Source organism: Auritidibacter sp. NML120636, from assembly GCF_003185945.1.
GTDB lineage: Bacteria > Actinomycetota > Actinomycetes > Actinomycetales > Micrococcaceae > Auritidibacter > Auritidibacter ignavus.
In genome coordinates this window covers 64044-81190 of sequence record NZ_QHLO01000008.1, presented here as the reverse complement: position 1 = coordinate 81190, position 17147 = coordinate 64044, and the positions used below count along the sequence as shown (strand labels likewise).

The window sequence follows — 17147 nt, the reverse complement described above, 5'->3', positions numbered from 1 at the left end:
CATGTCATCACAGCACTCCGAAACCACCCAGACCCCAGGAGCATCCTTACCACCGGGCGCTGTGGGGGTGCTGGCCATGTTGGCGCTGGGCTCGTTCGTGATGATCCTCAACGAGACCATCATGTCGGTGGCCTTGCCGGTGCTGATGGACGAATTTCAGCTCACCCCGGCCACCGTCCAGTGGCTCACCACCGCGTTCATGCTCACCATGGCCGTGGTCATCCCCACCACCGGCTGGCTACTGACCCGGTTGCCGATCCGGGTGGTGTTTGTCATCTCCACCGGGTTCTTCGTCCTCGGCACACTGGTGGCCGCGACGGCACCTGTCTTCGGACTACTCGTCACCGGTCGCGTCATCCAGGCCGCGGGCACCGCGATCATGTTGCCGTTGTTGATGACCACGGTGCTCAACGTAGTGCCGTTGCACTTACGCGGGCGCACCATGGGAGTGGTGTCGATCATCATCGCGGTCGCTCCGGCGGTCGGGCCGACCGCCGGCGGTCTGATCCTGCATGCGTTGAGCTGGCGGTGGATGTTTTTGATCATTCTGCCGATCGGAGTGTTGGTGGTGCTGTTGGGGCTGTGGCGGTTGCGTAACGTGACCGAGACCCGCAAGGTGCCGCTGGATGTTTTTTCGGTGGTGTTGTCAGCGATCGGTTTTGCCGGCGTGATTTATGGACTGAGTTCTATCGGTGAAGCTGCCACCGGACATGCGGTCCTGTCGCCCTGGGTGCCACTGGTCATCGGCGGGGTGGCGTTGGGGATCTTCACACTACGACAGATCTCCTTGCGGGATATCGCGCTGTTGAATCTGCGGGTATTCACCGTCCGCACTTTCACGCTGTCCACCATATGCGTCTTGATTGCCATGGTGGGGCTGTTCGGCGTGATCGTGATTCTGCCGATCTACATGCAGGACATTCTGCACTTCTCTGCTCAGGACACCGGGCTGGCCATGCTCCCGGGGGGCCTGGTGATGGCCGGTTTGGGATGGCTGGTGGGCCGGGCCTATGACGCCGTCGGTGCCCGGGTGCTGTTAATCCCCGGCGCCGTGGTGGTTTCGGTGGCGATGTGGCTGATGACCACCTTCGATGCCGACACCGGGCTCGGTAGCTTGATCACCACCCACGTGGTGATGTCGATCGGGCTAGCGGCCCTGATGGGGCCACTGTTTACCTCAGCGCTGAACTCGCTGACACCACGGCTGTATTCTCACGGCTCGGCGGTGATCAATTCACTGCAACAGGTCGCCGCTGCCGGTGGCACCTCACTGTACATCACGGTCATGACACTGGCCACCACCCTCGGGGTGCGCTTGGGCCAGGATCTTGCAACGGCTGAGATGACCGGTATTCACAACGCGCTGCTGTACGGAGCGGTGCTATCGGTGGTCACCGTGGTGCTGGTGCCGTTTGTACGGACACCGAAACCGCAATCCTAGCAACCGGCCCGGGTTCTAAGGGCAGAATGCCCATCAGAACCCGGGCCATGGTGGAGTGCAACACCTACCGCGCCGGACGAGTCGCGCTCGCGACTACTCGCGGTCGTCCCGGTTCTTGTCGTCCCGGCTCTTTTCGTGCCGGCGTAGCCCAATTCCGGGCATGTTGAACCGGGACGGACGTGTGCCTGGCGGTGGCGAGGCGGGGTCTCTGCTCTTCTGGTTGAAGATCCCGCGGGTGGCCTCCAGCCGGTAATCGATCCAGTCGTCAATGTGGCTGGTGAGCTGTTCGGGGAAGTCCCACTCGTAGTCGTCAGCCATTCTGCTGGCGAACTCATGGTAGCGGTCATCCAGCTTGCTACGTTCCACGCGGGCGTAGTCGGCGCGCAGACAACGCACCAAAGACCAGCACATAAACAACAACACCACAGAGAATGGCAACGCGGTGGCCAACGCGGCGGCTTGCAAAGATTCTAATCCGCCGGCCAGCATGAGACCGATAGCCAGCGCACCGGCAGCGGTGGAGAACAACACGCGCGACCAGATCGGCGGGTTGGGGTGGCCGCCCGAGGAGAGCATGTCCATCACCAGGGATCCGGAGTCTGAAGAGGTCACGAAGAAGATGGTGACCAACAGGATCCCCACAATGGAGAACAACATCCCCAAAGGCAGGTCGCCGAGCACGTCGAAGAGCACCCCTTCGGGGCTGACTTCGCCGTCTTCGACCAGGTCACCGGCCCCAAAAAGCTGGCGGAAAATCCCGGTGCCGCCCAGCACGCCGAACCAGAGGAAACCGACCAGCGGCGGCACCAGGAGCACACCAGCAATGAACTGGCGCACGGTGCGACCGCGGGAGATTCGGGCGATGAAGATACCGACGAAGGGTGCCCAAGACACCCACCAGCCCCAGTAGAACAGGGTCCAGGACGAGGCCCATGCGGATCCGTCTTCCCCGGTATAGGTGGCCACGTCCAGCGACATTTCGAAGAAGGTGGCCAGGTAGACGCCCAGCGATTCCACGAGGTTCTGGAAGATGAACAGGGTCGGTCCCATCAGCAACAGTGCGATCAGGACCACGCCGGCCAGACTGAGGTTGAAGTTCGACAGCCACTTCATTCCGCGTCCCACACCGGAGACCACAGAGAGTGTGGCGATGAACGTGATGACCACGATGAGGATGACCAGCAGAACAGTATCAGCGGTTTCGACGATGCCGATCTTTTCCAGACCGGTCCCGATCTGTTGCACGCCGAGGCCCAGTGAAGTGGCCACACCGAAGATGGTGCCGAACACCGCCAGGATGTCGATCACGTCACCCAGAATGCCTTTAACACGCTCCCCCAGCAGAGGTTCAAAAACCCAGCGGATCGAGACCGGACGCCCACGCCGGTGAATGGTGTAGGCCACGGCTAGGCCAATGATGGCGTAGACCGCCCAGGGGTGGATGCCCCAGTGCACGAAGGTTTGGGCCATGGCTTGCTTGGCGATGTCGGCTTCGCTGCCTTCCCAGCCGGGTTTGGGTTCCACGGTGGCAAAAGTCAGCGGCTCACCGACGCCATAGAAAACCAACCCGATACCCATGCCGGCGGCGAAGAGCATACAGAACCAGGACAGCAACCCGTGGTCGGGCTTGTCTTCAGGGGAACCGAGCTTTAGTCTGCCGTATTTCGACAGCCCAAAAAACAGGGCAAAGCCGATGAAGACCATAATGCACAGTACGTAGTACCAGCCCAGGGTATCGACGATCCAGGTCTGGATGGCGTTCAGGACTTCACCGGTCGCGTCCGGCAAAAAGATACCGCACAGTGCCACGGCAATGACGATGATAGTCGATGGCCAGAACACGTGCGGGGCAATCATGCCCCGGCCGATCTTCACACCCTGCCGTCTCAGCTTGGCCACGATGCGGCTATCAGAATCATGCTCGCCAAGCGACATGTACTGGGGCAAGGAGGCGGTCTTATCGATTTCTTCCGCTTCGGTTTCTTCGGTCAGCACCGATCCCTCACCGGATGTCTCGGTGGTCGTCGCCCCCGCGGACTGAGCCGTGGGTGGCTCGTCTGGTTCGTCTGAAGGATCATGATTCGACATGCGATGGTCACTCCTTAGATCGTCAGATGAAATCAAGGACGCGTCCGGAATACGACAGCCCGGTACAGATGATCTATTATAGGAATATTTCTTGAATTTGCGAACAGGAGGCTACTCGCGACGTCACCGCCGGGGTGCGACGAGGTCTTAGGCACGAAATTGCTGGAAACCAATGTGGTCCTGCAAGTCTCTGATCTCAACGGGTTGCTCATCCAGGTCACCGACGATTTTCCAATCACCATCGACCCACTCCATCGCTAACAACAACGAGGCTCGAGTGGTGTGGGTGCCGTCAAAGCTGGTGACCGCGACCTCAATCAGCCCAGCGTCACCGTCGTAGCGGACCAGCCGAAAACCACCGATCGCGGAGTCTTCGCCAGCGAAACGCTCTCGCACCTCATCGACCATCTGTGAGCTGTGCTGTTCGGTATCAACGCCGGGTCCCAGTGGCATCGCGAGCGCGGTGTCATCGAACCGGTCCGGGTTCGTCAGCATGGCGGTATATGACACGGCAGCAAACATCATGCCCCGTGGTGAATGCTCAAAACAACTAGGTACCCCGTCATCATTGCGCTGACCAGGCCCGTATTGCTCAGAGACGGGGAAGAAAATATTGCGGTGGTTTTCCCAGTCAGCGTCGGGAGTGCTACCAATGGATCCTTCACGCGCGACACCGCCGAGCCCACAGATCGAATCCGTGGTTTCGCCGGTATAGGTGGCCTCTTGCCCCACGCCCTCGGCATCGGGGCCGACCGCACGCACCACACCGAAGATGATGATGGCCGTGATGCCGATAGCGATCAGCGCAATGGTGAGCACGCCTTTGCCCGTGACCCAAAAGTTCTTGCGCTCGCTCGTCGATTGCATTTCACTCATCAAGTCCTCACACACTGATCTGGTTGGCCTCAGCCAAGCTCTCTCTAGTCTAGGTGACCTCATGAGTCATAAAGGTCGCATTCTCCCCGGAGCGCGAGAACAATAGACAAGAAGAGAAACAGACCCCTCATGCAGTGATCTGCACTAGTGACCTGAAATGGAAGGACGACGATGGCTGAACGCCAATTTGGGTTCCGCACCCGTGCTTTGCACGCCGGAACCGTTCCCGATGCGGTGCATGGATCGCGTGCACTCCCGGTGTATCAGAGCACCTCATTCGTCTTCGAATCCACCGAGGATGCCGCGAACCTGTTTGCCCTGCAGAAATACGGCAATATCTATTCACGCATTGCCAACCCCACGGTGGCCTCGTTTGAAGAACGGATGGCCTCCTTGGAAGGCGGTATCGGCGGGGTAGCGACGTCGTCGGGGATGGCCGCAGAGTTCGTGGTATTCGCCGCACTGGCTCAGGCCGGGGACCACATTGTGGCCTCATCGCGACTCTACGGTGGCACGGTGACCCAGTTGGACGTCTCGTTGCGTCGTTTCGGCATCGAGACCACCTTCGTGGATTCCACGGAGGCCACCGACTTTGAAGCGGCTATGCAGCCCAATACGAAAGCGGTCTACACCGAGATCGTGTCGAACCCCTCATCGACGATCGTGGATTTGTCCGGTCTCGCGCAGGTGGCCCATCACCACGGGGTTCCTTTGGTGGTAGATTCCACGCTGACCACTCCTTATCTGATTCGCCCGTTCGAGCACGGCGCCGATATTGTCATCCACTCCGCCACAAAGTTCTTGGGCGGCCACGGCACCACCTTGGGAGGAGTCGTGGTGGAGCACGGCACCTTCCCCTGGGATAACGGCAACTTCCCATCCATGACCGAACCCGTGGAGTCCTATAACGGACTGAGCTGGTGGGGCAACTTCGGCGGATACGGGTTCTTGACCAAAGTCCGCAACGAGCAACTGCGCGATTTTGGCCCTACCCTGGCACCGCAGTCAGCCCAGCAACTGATGGTAGGGATTGAGACCTTGCCACAGCGCATGGACGCGCACATTGCTAATGCACAACAGGTCGCCGAATGGCTGAACGAGGACTCGCGCATTAGCTACGTCAACCATGCGGGGCTTCCCGACAACCCGTACTACGAACGGGGGAGACAGCTCTTGCCACAAGGGGTCGGCTCGGTCTTCAGCTTCGGGGTGAAGGGAGGTCGCGACACCGGAAATACCTTCATCCAAAGCGTTCAGTTGGCATCCCATCTAGCGAATGTTGGCGATGCTAAAACGCTGGTGTTGCACCCGGGTTCGACCACGCACCAGCAACTCTCAGATGAACAATTGGCTGCTGCCGGTATTCCGGATGATTTGATTCGTATTTCGGTGGGGATCGAAGACGTCGACGACATTATCTGGGATCTTGACCAAGCGTTAACCACCGCCACCGATGGTGCAAGCCACTAACTCCAGGAAAGGACCATCATGAGCACAGCATTGCCAGACCGCACCTGGACCGGCCCCTCGGCTCCGGAACGTTTGAGTCTGCTTCGTCAGAGCCAGTCCATTGCCATCGTGGGCGCCTCGGATAAGCCCTCCCGTGCGTCCAACTTTGTCGCGACTTACCTGCTTAGTTCCACCACCTTCGATGTGTATTTCATCAACCCGGTTCTCGCGGAGAAGGGTGGGAAAATCTTGGGCCACAAGGTGTATCCGAGCCTCGAGGCACTGCCCGTCGTACCCGATATCGTCGACGTCTTCCGAAAACCCGAAGACACTCCCGCGGTTGTCGAAGATGCCCACAACGTCGGGGCCAAGATCGTCTGGCTCCAGCTGGGTATCTGGAATGAAGAGGCGGCACACCTGGCCGAGTCGTATGGCATGAATATCGTCATGGACCGTTGCGTGAAAATTGAACACGCTCGCTTCCACGGCGGGCTGAACCTCGCTGGTTTCAACACCGGGGTCATCTCTTCGCGCCGCCAGGAATTAGATCGATAGAACCAGATTCGTGCAAGGGACCACAATGAGGGGCTTTCACACGTGTGAAAGCCCCTCATCGTTTATGCCACACCGTCACGCCCGTCGTGGACGCCTAAAAACGCCAGTGGCCGGTCCCGTGTAGTTCCGAAGAACCCGGGACCGGCCACCGCCAGTAACTACACCACTAGTAGCAGCGCAGAGTCTTAGTCCTCAGACTTGCGACGACGGGCCAACAGGCCACCGGCCGCAGCCAGCAGACCACCCAGACCCAACGCGCCCAGCACGCCAGCACCAGTCGAAGCCAGCTTGTCACTGTGGTCACTCGACGCATCGGAGGCGTAACCAGCGCCATCGCCAGCACCGTCACCAGAACCGCCATCACCAGGCTTGCCGGAACCGTCACCAGCACCGTCACCAGCGCCGCCATCACCAGGCTTACCGGAACCGTCACCAGCGCCGCCATCACCAGGCTTACCGGAACCGTCACCAGGCTTGTCGCCACCGTCACCAGGCTTGTCGCCACCGTCACCAGCACCGCCATCATCAGATGGCTCGGTCACGGTCACGGTGATCTCATCGATCACGTTGCCGTCCTTGTCCTTGACGACCACCACAATGGTGTCACCAGGCTTCGCATCCTTATCGATTTCGACAACCAGGTTGCCGTCCTCGTCGATCGAGGCACGTCCTGGGCCTTCCACCTCAACAGTGGTGTCCTCAGGAACCTCGCCACCCTCATTCGGGATCACGATCCGCTCACCAGGCTCACCCTCAGCGTCACCCCAGTTCGGCTTCTCCTGCTCACCAGGTCCCTCACCACCATCAGATGGCTCGGTCACGGTCACGGTGATCTCATCGATCACGTTGCCGTCCTTGTCCTTGACGACCACCACAATGGTGTCACGAGGCTTCGCATCCTTATCGATTTCGACAACCAGGTTGCCGTCCTCGTCGATCGAGGCACGTCCTGGGCCTTCCACCTCAACAGTGGTGTCCTCAGGAACCTCGCCACCCTCATTCGGGATCACGATCCGCTCACCAGGCTCACCCTCAGCGTCACCCCAGTTCGGCTTCTCCTGCTCACCAGGTCCCTCACCACCATCAGATGGCTCGGTCACGGTCACGGTGAAGGTTTCGGTGTCAGTGGAGCCATCCGGGTAGGTCACGGTCACGGTAATTTCGGTCTTGTCGCCCGAGGTGGCACCTTCTGGGGCAGTCACCTTGATAGTGCTACCGTCCTCGCCAACCTCAACGGTCCAACCGTCCTGATCGGACGCAACTTCGACCTGAGAGCCTTCCGGCAGTTCGTCACCGTTATTCGGCACCTCAACAGTCTGACCTGGTTGAGCAGTGGTGTTGTCCCAGTTCGGAGTTACCTCGCTCGCTTGGTCACTGCCAGGTTCTTCACCACCGTTATCACCACTCGGGTCATTGACGGTCACGGTGAAGGTCTCGGTGTCAGTGGAACCGTCCGGATAGGTCACAGTTACCGTGATCGTGGTTTTATCACCCGTGGAGGCATTCTCCGGAGCAGTGACAGTTATCCCGTGATCATCGCCGACGGTCACGTTCCAGCCATCCTGGGAAGAAGTCGCTTCGACCTCAGAGCCTTCTGGCAACGCATCACCATTATTCGGCGCAGTCACCGACTCGCCCGGCGCCACTTCCTGGTTATCCCAGTTGGGCTGAACCTCAGCAGCTTGGTTGTTGTTGTCATCGTCATCACCGACAGCCGGGTCAACGACAGTGACGCTGACCTGTTCGGTGTCAACAGAACCATCCGGGTAGGTGACCTGGACAGTCACCACAGCCTTGTCACCGTGCGAGGCACCTTCCGGTGCAGTCACGGTCAGAGTGCCGTCGTTGGTGGCCGAAACTTGCCAGCCTTCGGCATCAGTGCTGGCTTCAACGGTGGAACCTTCCGGAATCTCTTCGCCCGTGTTCGGAACCTCAACGGACTCACCGGGAGCAACCTGGCTGTTCACCCACGATGGAGTGATGTCATCAGCCTGGGTACCGTCCTCCTCATCGTCGCCACCACCATTGGGGTCGTTGACGGTCACGGTGACCTTCTCAACATCCTGCGAACCATCCGGGTAGGTCGCGGTCACCTCGATAGTGGTCTTGTCACCGTCAGCAGCTCCCTCGGGTGCGGTGACGGTGAGGGTACCATCATCGGTGGCCGACACCTTCCAACCTTCAGCATCGGCAGTGGCCTCGACCTTGGAGCCTTCCGGCAGTTGGTCACCAGAATTCGGGATATCTACCGACCCACCAGGCTCAACGGTACCGTTCTCCCACGTCGGTGTGGTGATGTCAGCCAGGGTGTCCTCCTGGCCACCGCCGTTGTCCGGCTCATCCACCGTCACGGTCACCGTGACCTCATCGGTGGAACCATCCGGGTAGGTCACGACCACAGGAATCTCAATGGTCTCACCAGGGGTAGCACCCTCCGGAACAGTGAAAGTGATCTCACCAGTGTTCTCATCGATGGTCACACCCTCAGGAGCGTTCTCACCAGCCTGGAACGAGGTCCCCTCCGGAGCCTCGGCCTCTTTACCTTCAGCATCGGTGAACGAAGGAGCCGGGACAGTTACCTGCTCACCCGGCGCACCAGAAGCGTTCTCATATGCGGGCTCGAAGGTTTCAAGCCTGCGCCGGAGCCTTCGGATCAACGTCGATGGTCACCGAACCCTCATACGTGGGCTTACCATCCTGATCCACAACCCGGACCGGAACCTGAACCGGGCCCTGGGTATCAGCATCCTCACCAGCATCCACGGTAATCTGACCCGTCTCCGGATCAATCACCACCGTAATGTCATCAGCAGGATCTTCAGTGCCACCATTCCAAATAATGGTATTGCCCGACTCATCAGAAGGATCCTTCACGAATCCATCCGGCAACTCACCGAACTCAAACCGGTCACCCTCACCCTTCTCAGCAGGGTTACCCTCAGCATCAGTAATCACCGGATCCACAGACACCTGACGATCCCCATCATCACCCACAGTCACATCCGGGTAAGACACAACACCAGGCTCAACCACGTTCACCGTGGCGGTCACGTGGTCAACGGACTCATCAGCGTAAGTCACCACGACGGGGATATCGATCGAGGACCCATTTCGTGCATCCTCTGCAATCGTGTAGGTGATCTCACCGGTGTTCTCATCGATGGTCGCCCCCTCGGGGGCGTCGTCCCGCAGGGCGTATTTTGTACCAGCTGGGGCCGAAACATCCTGGCCCTGGTTGTTCTTGTAGGTCGGTGCCGGGACAGTTACCTGCTCACCCGGCGCACCAGAAGCATTCTCATAAGCAGGGTCCAGCGTTTCTGCGTATTCAGTGACGCGGAAAGCTGCCGAGTCCATAATGTTGCCGTTGATGATCAACCGCGCCCGGTAAACGGTTCCAGGCTCAGCATTTTCGGGTACCGTGAAGGTGCAGTTGGCAGCCTCAGCAGCCGAGGTAATCTTGCAGTCATTACCGACCTGGTTACCGTTCTCATCAACCCAGCGGATGGCGTAATTCTGGCCGGGGTAGAATACGGTATTGACACTCGGGGTCACCACATCACCAACACCGGCGGTGTTGGCACCGGTGTCGTGATCAAGCGAAATGTCAGCACGGTTCGGGTCAGGCACCAGCGCGAAGTACACGTTGTACGAGGAGCCACGAGCCGGCTGCCAGAAGGCCGCGGTGTGAGTACCATCATTCGGATCACCAAACGCCGGGACAGTCCACGGCGTGTAACCAGCCACAATCTCATCGTCGGTATTAATCACGAAACCATACAACGCGTCAGCATTCGGGATAGGCTGATCGAAACGCACCGTGTACCGACCATTGTCCCCAACCGGGGCAACCACAGTTTGCTTAATATACTGCGGATTCGCTTCCAACAACGCTTTCTGCTGCTGAAGCCGCTGACCCGTAGGCAGATTACCCAAACCACGAATAGCCGAACGACCTTCCGCAGTCAGCACCGACATCACCACCCGAGTACCGGGAGCAGGATTCTCACCGGCGCGGGTCGGGAAAGGAACGAAAAGATCAGGTTCGCCCGATTCCCACCAAACACGGCCAGAAACCATGTTGGGGCCGTTGCCACCCACACCGGAAGTGTTGGACGGCGTGGGCACCGGACCTTCGTTATCGATCTTCCACTGATCACGCGGGGTCGTCAGGTAGCTAGCAGGATCCGCACCCTCAGGCTTCTCATAAACCCACACCGAACCACGTTGAGTGGAGAACTGTTCGGTGGTAAAGGAACCAAAGTGACCATCACGGCCGGGGTTCATGAAGCCGTTCATCATCCCCGGACCCTGACGGATAGCCTTCAACTCACCCCCACCGGGACCAGTCTGGCCCGGAGCAACCCACACCTTGATCCGCACATCGTTAATCAAGCTCATCGGCTCGTAGACGTGCAAGGTACCGTTCTCATCAACCCAGTTCAGATCACCAAAACCGAAAGCCCCGTCGGTACCGGCCAATTTGTGCGTCTTCGCGGTGAACACCGGGCTAGCAGGCGAGTCCTTATCCATCCACTGCAAGTACAGAGTCACATCATTCAACGCCTCCGCACCAGAGTTACTGGAGTCGAAAGACACACCATTGCTGTAGTACAAACGACCTGAGAAGGTCCCCAACGAGCCACGGTTGGTGACGTCAGCGAATTGACCATAAGTACGAACTCGACCAGCAGCAATCGCATCCGCATCCACCGGACCAGTGACTTCACTAGCGACCGGAGCCGGACGAGTACCCTGCGGATTCGTCGCCCGCGGGTAACGATTTGTCGCACCCTCAGGGTTCACTTTCTTGGGGACAATGGCGTCACTGACGTCTTCGCCGGTAGCGGGGGTGGTTGCGTCTTCTCCTGCTGCGGGAGCGTCTGTTGCAGGAGCGTCCGCTTGATCAGCTCGCGCCACGGTGGCCTGGGTCACGTCACAGACAACGCCACCACCAACCAAAGCAAAAGCGGTAAAGGCAGCCATGGCACCGCGCCGCCAAGCTGGCCACTGTCCCGCAGAGTTTTTGGAAATCTCAGTCATTACGGCTAGTCACTTTCTGTCGAGAAAAAACGTGACCACACCACAGAACGCCGTGCACGCGCACGGAAAAACCTTCTGAAGGTGATCGTGATGATAGACCCTGCGGCCGCTGTCACCGACCATAGAGTCACCTACCGCTCAGAATACCACGGCGTACAACTATCTAGTTATCTTTCGTTACAACAAATAACCCAAGTCCTGCAGAAGATCAGTGGCATATGTGCACCTCTTGAGACCGTGATCAAGAAGCCAGCCACTTGGAACCCGAATTGCTGCCCCTGAACGCTAAGTGGGGTCTTAAACACCGGTGGCCGGTCTCGTGTGGTTCCGAAGAACCTCGGGACCGGTCACCGCCGCAGGTGGACGGCCCAGCCCGCGGTCGACGCGGGCGGTGGAGAAGGCCTCGTGCTCGCTGCGCATCCGCTCCAGTCGGGTGCGGCGGGCTTCCGCTTCCGAGGTGGCCGGCACCTCGGCGGTCAGAGCCGGGAGGATGGCGGCCGAGCTGGAGGCCGGGATCGCATCATAGACGCGGAAGTCGGAAGTCACCGACACCCCGTGGGCTACACACCAGGCGGCCAGCTCGGCTCCACAGCCGTCTTGCCAGCCGTCACCGCCGATGACGACCGGTTCGGGCCGTCCGCCGGCAGCCATGCGCATGGCATCGGAGACGAGTTCGCCGGCGGAGCCCGGGTCGTCGAGGACGAGAACCTTCTTCGCCGTGGAGCCGAACCACGCATGCTGGTCGAATTCCTGGAAGGACTCCCGATTGCGGTCGGGGATGGGGATAAGGCCGACGAACATCACGAGCGACGTCTGGTCCTGATAGGCGGTGTGGATGGCAATCATCGCGTTCGCCACACCCGGTCCGCGGGTGACCATGACGACGCCGGGCCTGCCGGTCAGGCGCGCCTCGGCCAGGGCCATGAATCCCGAGCCACCTGCGTGGCGGGCGACGACGTTGGTGATCGGGGCGTCGTAGAGGCCGTCGAGGATGTCGAGGAAGCTCTCACCGGACACGCTGTAGAGGGGCTCGACGCTTTCGCGCACGAGCTGTTCGACCATGAGGTGGCCGGCGCTACGGCCTGCGGGCATGGATGGTTCGGAGGTCATCCAGGCTTCTCTCCTCGTCAGAAACGGTGAGCGGATGGCCTGCAGCGATCCTACCGAGGCACAGCCAGTCGAGTGCACGGCCGCGCCTCACGCGCGCCTGTCCGGCTGCTCCGATGCGGCCGATGCACCGCGCCTGCTCTCCTATGCCGAGGAGGTGCTCAAGACCCTCGAGGAGTACTCGTCATACGCACAGCGCGCCTACCTTTGACCCGCGCCCGCTGACGCACCGGGTCGCCGAACCCGGGACGTGGGCGACAGAGCGCGAGGTGTGGGTGCCGTTCCTCAACGAGCACCTGACGGAGATGTTCCCCAGCGGCGGTCAGAGATCCAGGCTGGCCTGGCGACCCTCGCCGCTGATGAGCGTGAGCGCGTCATCGATACCGTGCTCGTCTACCTCGGCTGCGGCTGTTCCGCGAGTGCACCGGTCTTGATGTCACCATCCCAGCCGAAGCTTTGGCAGTCCTGCTGGCTCTCGGCCGGCACCGCAGGCGGCGCGCTGATCCGAACAGTCAGATCCGCTCGATCAGATCCGCTCACTTGAACGCTTCGGCGAGTTCCTCCCAGGCGGCATCGACGTCGCTGCCGGGCGGCAGTCGCCCGTCGAGTTCGAGGATCGTGAGCCCGTGGGTGGCCGCCCACAGTGCTTGTCCGATCACCAGGTTTCCCGTGACGACGAAGAACGGCCGGCCGGACCACTCCTCCAAACCCTCAGGCAGCGCAGCCCGGTCGAGCGGCCCGCTCGTCGCCAGCCGGTAGAGCTCCGGTGACGCGGCAGCGGTGGCGCGGTAGGCGCGCAGCAGTAAGTCGATCGAGGCTTCAGTCTCGATCACCCGCCAGCATGCCTGCCCCATCCGGGCGAAGGCGTCGATGAGCAGCTGGGTGCGCACCGCCTCCTTGTTCGGCAGGTGCTTGTACAGCGACGGGGCGCGGATCCCGAGGTCGGTTGCCAGCATGCGCATGCTCAGCGCCTCCCAGCCCGCGGCTTCGACGCGGCGGCGTGCGGCGACGAGGATCTCGGTCTGGCGCGGGCTACGCGTCGGCAGCTTGATCGGGATCTCAGTCATGGGCACCAGTCTGCCGCAGATCGGCGGCCCGCTGCCCGATCGCCTCATTGACCTCGGCGAAGTCGGCTTCGAGGTCAGTACGCATCGACGTCATGAACGGCACGACGACACCGGTGAAGGTCTCCTGCTGGGTCAGCCGGGTGCCGCCGCCGGGCAGCGCTTCGAGCCGGAAGGAGTGCTCGCCATCAGCCAGGCCCGGGACCCACATCCGCCCGATCCACGTCAGTTCGCGACCGGGTTCGGCGGTCAGGATCGTGGGGGTGAAGGTCATCGTGCCGTCTGCAAAGATGACGGTGTTGTGCAGCTTCTCACCGGCGGCGACGGTGCCGGAGCTCTCGATAATCGAGGGATTCCATTCGCTGTAGCGCTCAGTGTCGGCCAGCACCGTCCACACTTCATCAGGTGAGGCGTCGAGTTCGGTGACGACGATGATCGAGACCGGGTTGAGGCGGCTGTAGGCGAAGATGCCGGCGACCAGGATGAGGGGGATGGACAGGCAGATGGCGATGATGCGGGCGACGGTCATGGCGGGGACTCCGATCGGTGCGGGTGAGCGTCAGCCACTACTGGCTAACATTGTTAGCCTACTGGTTGGCGAGGCCCCTCCGCAATGCCCTTTCGCGAGCCTTTCCCTCCACCGCTGCCGAGGCGGGCCTTGAGAACGGCGAACCACGCACCTGCGATGAGCGCAAGCGCACCGGCGAAGGCGGCGAGCGCGACCGGGCTGGTCACCGCTGTCGTCCAGATGAGGCGGGTGGGCACGAAGGCCGCGAAGCCGAAGGCGATGAGGGTGCCGATGTAGGAGCCGACCATGTTGCCGATGTGCCCGCGCCTACTGCCGCTCACGATCATCCAGACCCCGAGGGTGACGGTGACCGTCGTGAACACCGAGAGCCCGTGGAGGAAGGTGAAGCCGTCCTCGAGGCCGAAGAAGAAGCTGGAGCCGCAGGTGAGGTACATGAGCCCCACCCAGGTGCGCCCGAGCACCCGGTGCACGGCGTCGCGGCGGGGCCGGAAGATGTTGACGGGGCCGATGATAAGGACGAGGAACGCCGCGCTGGCATGGACGATAACGGCGAGCGGGATGGTCTCCATACTCGGTAAGATAGTGACGTTGTCCAAGTGTGTGCAACGTGGATAGCCACACCCCGATTCAGTATCCGACCGCCAAGGAGAGCTAAGTGAAGCTCAGCGCGCTGGCAGCGGCCACCGGCACCTCGACAGCCTCGATCAAGTACTACCTGCGCGCAGGCCTCCTGCCGCCTGGAGCCAAGCGGAACCAGACGACCGCGGTCTACGACGACTCCCACGTCGAGCGCTTAGAGCTCATCGCCGCGCTTCGGCAGCTCGTCGGCCTGTCGATCGAGCAGATCGGCACGCTCACCGCCGTCATCGACGACCCACTGGCGAGCATGCTCGATGTCATGCAGACCGCCCAGATCCTCGGCGGCGGGCTGCCACCGCTCTCCGCTGACTCGCCGGCTGCACCGGATGCGCGCACGGCCGCCGCCGAGGCGCGGGTCACCTCGGTCATGGAAGCCCAGGGCTGGCCGGACGCGCCGAGCGCCGCCCGGGCAGCGGCCACCTCGGTGGTGGCGGAGATGACGGAGCTGGGATTGGAGGTCAGCGACGAGTATCTGCAGCTCATCGGGGCAGCCGTCGACATGATCTCCGGCTCCGATCTCGACGTCTCCGGATCCCGGGACCGGATGGCGATGCATGTGGCCGTCGGCACCCACCGGTACTCACGCCTCGTGCTCGCGCTCCTGCAGCTCGGCCAGACCTCGCACAGCATCGCGCGGGCCGGTGAGCACACGGACCGGTGACACAGAATTCATGTGCTCGTGAACGGACTGTCGCCGCAGATCAGTGTTGTTCACGCTACACTCCCATGCCATGATCCCCACCATGCACTCCCCCGTGCCCGCACCACACCCCACCCGCCCTTTGGAACCGAACCCCTCAGCTTCGGGAGCGTCTTAGTCTCACCGGGCTTAAGCACAGTCCATTCAAATTTGTCAGAAAAGCTCCAGAAAGGATCTATTCAACGAGGCGTAATGGACTCTCATCCCCCGTATTGCTAGTGTCCGAGGGCTGATTTTGGTCTGCAGATGCCACATCCGCCCGGGCCACGCCACACACGACACCACCACCAAGCAACGCAAAAGCCGCAAAAGCAGCCAACACCATTCTTCGATGCTTTAGACATTTCTCTCACGTCTCTTTCTCTTCGCGGAAATAGTCACACATCCCGCGAGAGAACACCGCGCCGACGCACAGCAAACCCCCAACGCAGGTGCTCAATGTGATGAATCTCCTGGAACGCCCAGCAACCGGACACACCCCAATGCCAGGGCCACAGTAACACCAAAAACTACCGTTAAGTAACCTCTTGTCTGCCACCTAACTTCCCCAAGATACCGGGAAACCCCACCCGCCCCACCGAACCCACCAACCCTGAACCACTACCGACAGGTCCCGGGCCGTTTCGAAGTCAATCGCGCCTGAAGAGTGTAGAAAAGACAGCAACAAGCCCCCGTCCGAAGCGTGAGGGGAACGCTGTGATAATCGGACGGGGGCTTATGTCATCACTCGCACCTTGATGAGGTACTTTTGAGTCTAAGGTGACGAACAGGGCGAGTCTAGGGTTTAAGCTGACAATTTCCTGTTAATTCTACTCAGGTGACCCTAAATACCTTGGTGACATGGGCGTTCGCTAATTCTTGAGATCGGTCACATCCGTGCGTCGGTTGGCTAAGACTGGTACTATCGAGCGCACTTCCGCCACCCGATCTGTGCTCACCTCCGCCAGCACGACGCCTTCCGGCTCAACACCGAGCTCCGCTACTGCAACGCCCAAGGGATCGACGATACTGGAATAGCCGATCGTGTCGGTCCCAACGGTGTCCGCGGCGAGTATCCATACAGTGTTCTCCATCGCTCTGACGGTCAACAGTGACTGCCAGTGCATTTTCTTGTGTTCGCCAGCAAACCATGCTGCCGGGGTGATGATGGCCTGAGCGCCCCGTAGTGTCAGCGCGCGAGCGACCTCGGGGAATCGGATGTCGTAACAGGTTTGCAGACCCCAGGTGATGCCTTCGAGATCCACGGTGACTACCCCTTGGTCACCGGCAGAGATCTCGTCTGATTCACGATTGTTAAAGGCATCATAGAGATGCAGTTTCCGATAGGTGCTCACCTGCTCACCCCGGTCGTTGACGACCAGCAGAGTATTAAAAGGCTTGCCGGTTGCGGACGGTTCGAACCCTCCGGCCACCACATGCACATCATGTTGCTGAGCTAGCCCGCACAGTTGCTCGACAAACACGGGCCAGGCTGTGGCAACCGCTTCGGCCAGAGATCCTTCGACCAGGCGGTAGGCCAGCATCGCTTCTTCCGGCAGGACCACGAGTCTGGCCCCGCGTTGGGATGCTTCGGTGATCAGCCGTTTGATCACACTCAGGTTGTCATTGACATCGGCTGTTGGCCCAAATTGTGCAACCGCTACTGTGACCATCGCCTTG

13 protein-coding genes are annotated in these 17147 nt (G+C 60.6%); 4 read left to right on the top strand and 9 right to left on the bottom strand.

Annotated elements, in window-relative coordinates; genetic code table 11:
* Window position 1 precedes the first annotated feature (1 nt).
* Window positions 2–1441: an MDR family MFS transporter gene (locus DCC25_RS08205; RefSeq protein ID WP_110101310.1), complete on the top strand. Its 1440-nt coding sequence runs from the start codon at window positions 2–4 to the stop codon at window positions 1439–1441.
* Between the two features lie 93 nt (window positions 1442–1534).
* Here the strand turns inward: DCC25_RS08205 and DCC25_RS08200 are convergent, their stop codons facing one another.
* A complete protein-coding gene (locus DCC25_RS08200) occupies window positions 1535–3529 on the bottom strand; it encodes a BCCT family transporter (protein ID WP_110101309.1) in 1995 nt (664 codons plus the stop codon).
* Window positions 3530–3676: 147 nt separating this feature from the next.
* Window positions 3677–4405, bottom strand: a complete 729-nt coding sequence (locus DCC25_RS08195; protein ID WP_146206437.1) for a hypothetical protein — start codon at window positions 4403–4405, stop codon at window positions 3677–3679.
* Window positions 4406–4576: 171 nt separating this feature from the next.
* On the opposite strand from DCC25_RS08195, the gene DCC25_RS08190 reads away from it, so the two are divergent.
* Together DCC25_RS08190 and DCC25_RS08185 are read left to right on the top strand one after the other, a co-directional pair.
* Window positions 4577–5875: an O-acetylhomoserine aminocarboxypropyltransferase/cysteine synthase family protein gene (locus DCC25_RS08190; protein ID WP_110101307.1), complete on the top strand. Its 1299-nt coding sequence runs from the start codon at window positions 4577–4579 to the stop codon at window positions 5873–5875.
* An 18-nt stretch (window positions 5876–5893) separates the two neighbouring features.
* Window positions 5894–6409, top strand: coding sequence for a CoA-binding protein (locus DCC25_RS08185; protein ID WP_110101306.1), 516 nt, complete (start codon window positions 5894–5896; stop codon window positions 6407–6409).
* A 185-nt stretch (window positions 6410–6594) separates the two neighbouring features.
* Here the strand turns inward: DCC25_RS08185 and DCC25_RS08180 are convergent, their stop codons facing one another.
* From DCC25_RS08180 to DCC25_RS08155, 6 genes are all read right to left on the bottom strand, one after another.
* Window positions 6595–9066 carry a YPDG domain-containing protein gene (locus DCC25_RS08180; protein ID WP_110101305.1) on the bottom strand — a complete coding sequence of 824 codons (2472 nt, stop codon included), beginning with the start codon at window positions 9064–9066 and terminating at the stop codon, window positions 6595–6597.
* The gene (locus tag DCC25_RS08175; protein WP_110101304.1) at window positions 9038–11449 is read right to left on the bottom strand and encodes a YPDG domain-containing protein; all 2412 of its coding nucleotides are present in this window, start codon (window positions 11447–11449) and stop codon (window positions 9038–9040) included. The genes DCC25_RS08180 and DCC25_RS08175 overlap by 29 nt, the downstream gene beginning before the upstream one ends.
* A gap of 297 nt (window positions 11450–11746) precedes the next feature.
* Window positions 11747–12559 carry a thiamine pyrophosphate-binding protein gene (locus DCC25_RS08170; protein WP_110101303.1) on the bottom strand — a complete coding sequence of 271 codons (813 nt, stop codon included), beginning with the start codon at window positions 12557–12559 and terminating at the stop codon, window positions 11747–11749.
* Between the two features lie 533 nt (window positions 12560–13092).
* Window positions 13093–13623, bottom strand: coding sequence for a TetR/AcrR family transcriptional regulator (locus DCC25_RS08165; protein ID WP_110101302.1), 531 nt, complete (start codon window positions 13621–13623; stop codon window positions 13093–13095).
* Entirely contained in the window at window positions 13616–14149 is a 534-nt protein-coding gene (locus DCC25_RS08160; protein ID WP_110101301.1) for an SRPBCC domain-containing protein, read from the bottom strand. The genes DCC25_RS08165 and DCC25_RS08160 overlap by 8 nt, the downstream gene beginning before the upstream one ends.
* A gap of 53 nt (window positions 14150–14202) precedes the next feature.
* Window positions 14203–14718, bottom strand: coding sequence for a DUF2306 domain-containing protein (locus DCC25_RS08155; RefSeq protein WP_146206436.1), 516 nt, complete (start codon window positions 14716–14718; stop codon window positions 14203–14205).
* A gap of 86 nt (window positions 14719–14804) precedes the next feature.
* Here DCC25_RS08155 and DCC25_RS08150 point away from each other — a divergent pair, with 86 nt between their 5' ends.
* The gene (locus DCC25_RS08150) at window positions 14805–15449 is read left to right on the top strand and encodes a MerR family transcriptional regulator (protein ID WP_110101299.1); all 645 of its coding nucleotides are present in this window, start codon (window positions 14805–14807) and stop codon (window positions 15447–15449) included.
* 890 nt (window positions 15450–16339) lie between these two features.
* Here DCC25_RS08150 and DCC25_RS08145 read toward each other — a convergent pair.
* The gene (locus tag DCC25_RS08145) at window positions 16340–17140 is read right to left on the bottom strand and encodes a carbon-nitrogen hydrolase family protein (RefSeq protein ID WP_110101298.1); all 801 of its coding nucleotides are present in this window, start codon (window positions 17138–17140) and stop codon (window positions 16340–16342) included.
* Between the last annotated feature and the right edge of the window lie 7 nt (window positions 17141–17147).

What these genes read in the sequence shown, in the direction of transcription:
- DCC25_RS08195 (WP_146206437.1), bottom strand. Translation starts at nt 4,405, where the DNA reads ATGAGTGAAATGCAATCGACGAGCGAGCGCAAGAACTTTTGGGTCACG.
- DCC25_RS08160 (WP_110101301.1), bottom strand. Translation starts at nt 14,149, where the DNA reads ATGACCGTCGCCCGCATCATCGCCATCTGCCTGTCCATCCCCCTCATC.
- DCC25_RS08175 (WP_110101304.1), bottom strand. Translation starts at nt 11,449, where the DNA reads ATGACTGAGATTTCCAAAAACTCTGCGGGACAGTGGCCAGCTTGGCGG.
- DCC25_RS08200 (WP_110101309.1), bottom strand. Translation starts at nt 3,529, where the DNA reads ATGTCGAATCATGATCCTTCAGACGAACCAGACGAGCCACCCACGGCT.
- DCC25_RS08145 (WP_110101298.1), bottom strand. Translation starts at nt 17,140, where the DNA reads ATGGTCACAGTAGCGGTTGCACAATTTGGGCCAACAGCCGATGTCAAT.
- DCC25_RS08165 (WP_110101302.1), bottom strand. Translation starts at nt 13,623, where the DNA reads ATGACTGAGATCCCGATCAAGCTGCCGACGCGTAGCCCGCGCCAGACC.
- DCC25_RS08205 (WP_110101310.1), top strand. Translation starts at nt 2, where the DNA reads ATGTCATCACAGCACTCCGAAACCACCCAGACCCCAGGAGCATCCTTA.
- DCC25_RS08155 (WP_146206436.1), bottom strand. Translation starts at nt 14,718, where the DNA reads ATGGAGACCATCCCGCTCGCCGTTATCGTCCATGCCAGCGCGGCGTTC.
- DCC25_RS08190 (WP_110101307.1), top strand. Translation starts at nt 4,577, where the DNA reads ATGGCTGAACGCCAATTTGGGTTCCGCACCCGTGCTTTGCACGCCGGA.
- DCC25_RS08185 (WP_110101306.1), top strand. Translation starts at nt 5,894, where the DNA reads ATGAGCACAGCATTGCCAGACCGCACCTGGACCGGCCCCTCGGCTCCG.
- DCC25_RS08170 (WP_110101303.1), bottom strand. Translation starts at nt 12,559, where the DNA reads ATGACCTCCGAACCATCCATGCCCGCAGGCCGTAGCGCCGGCCACCTC.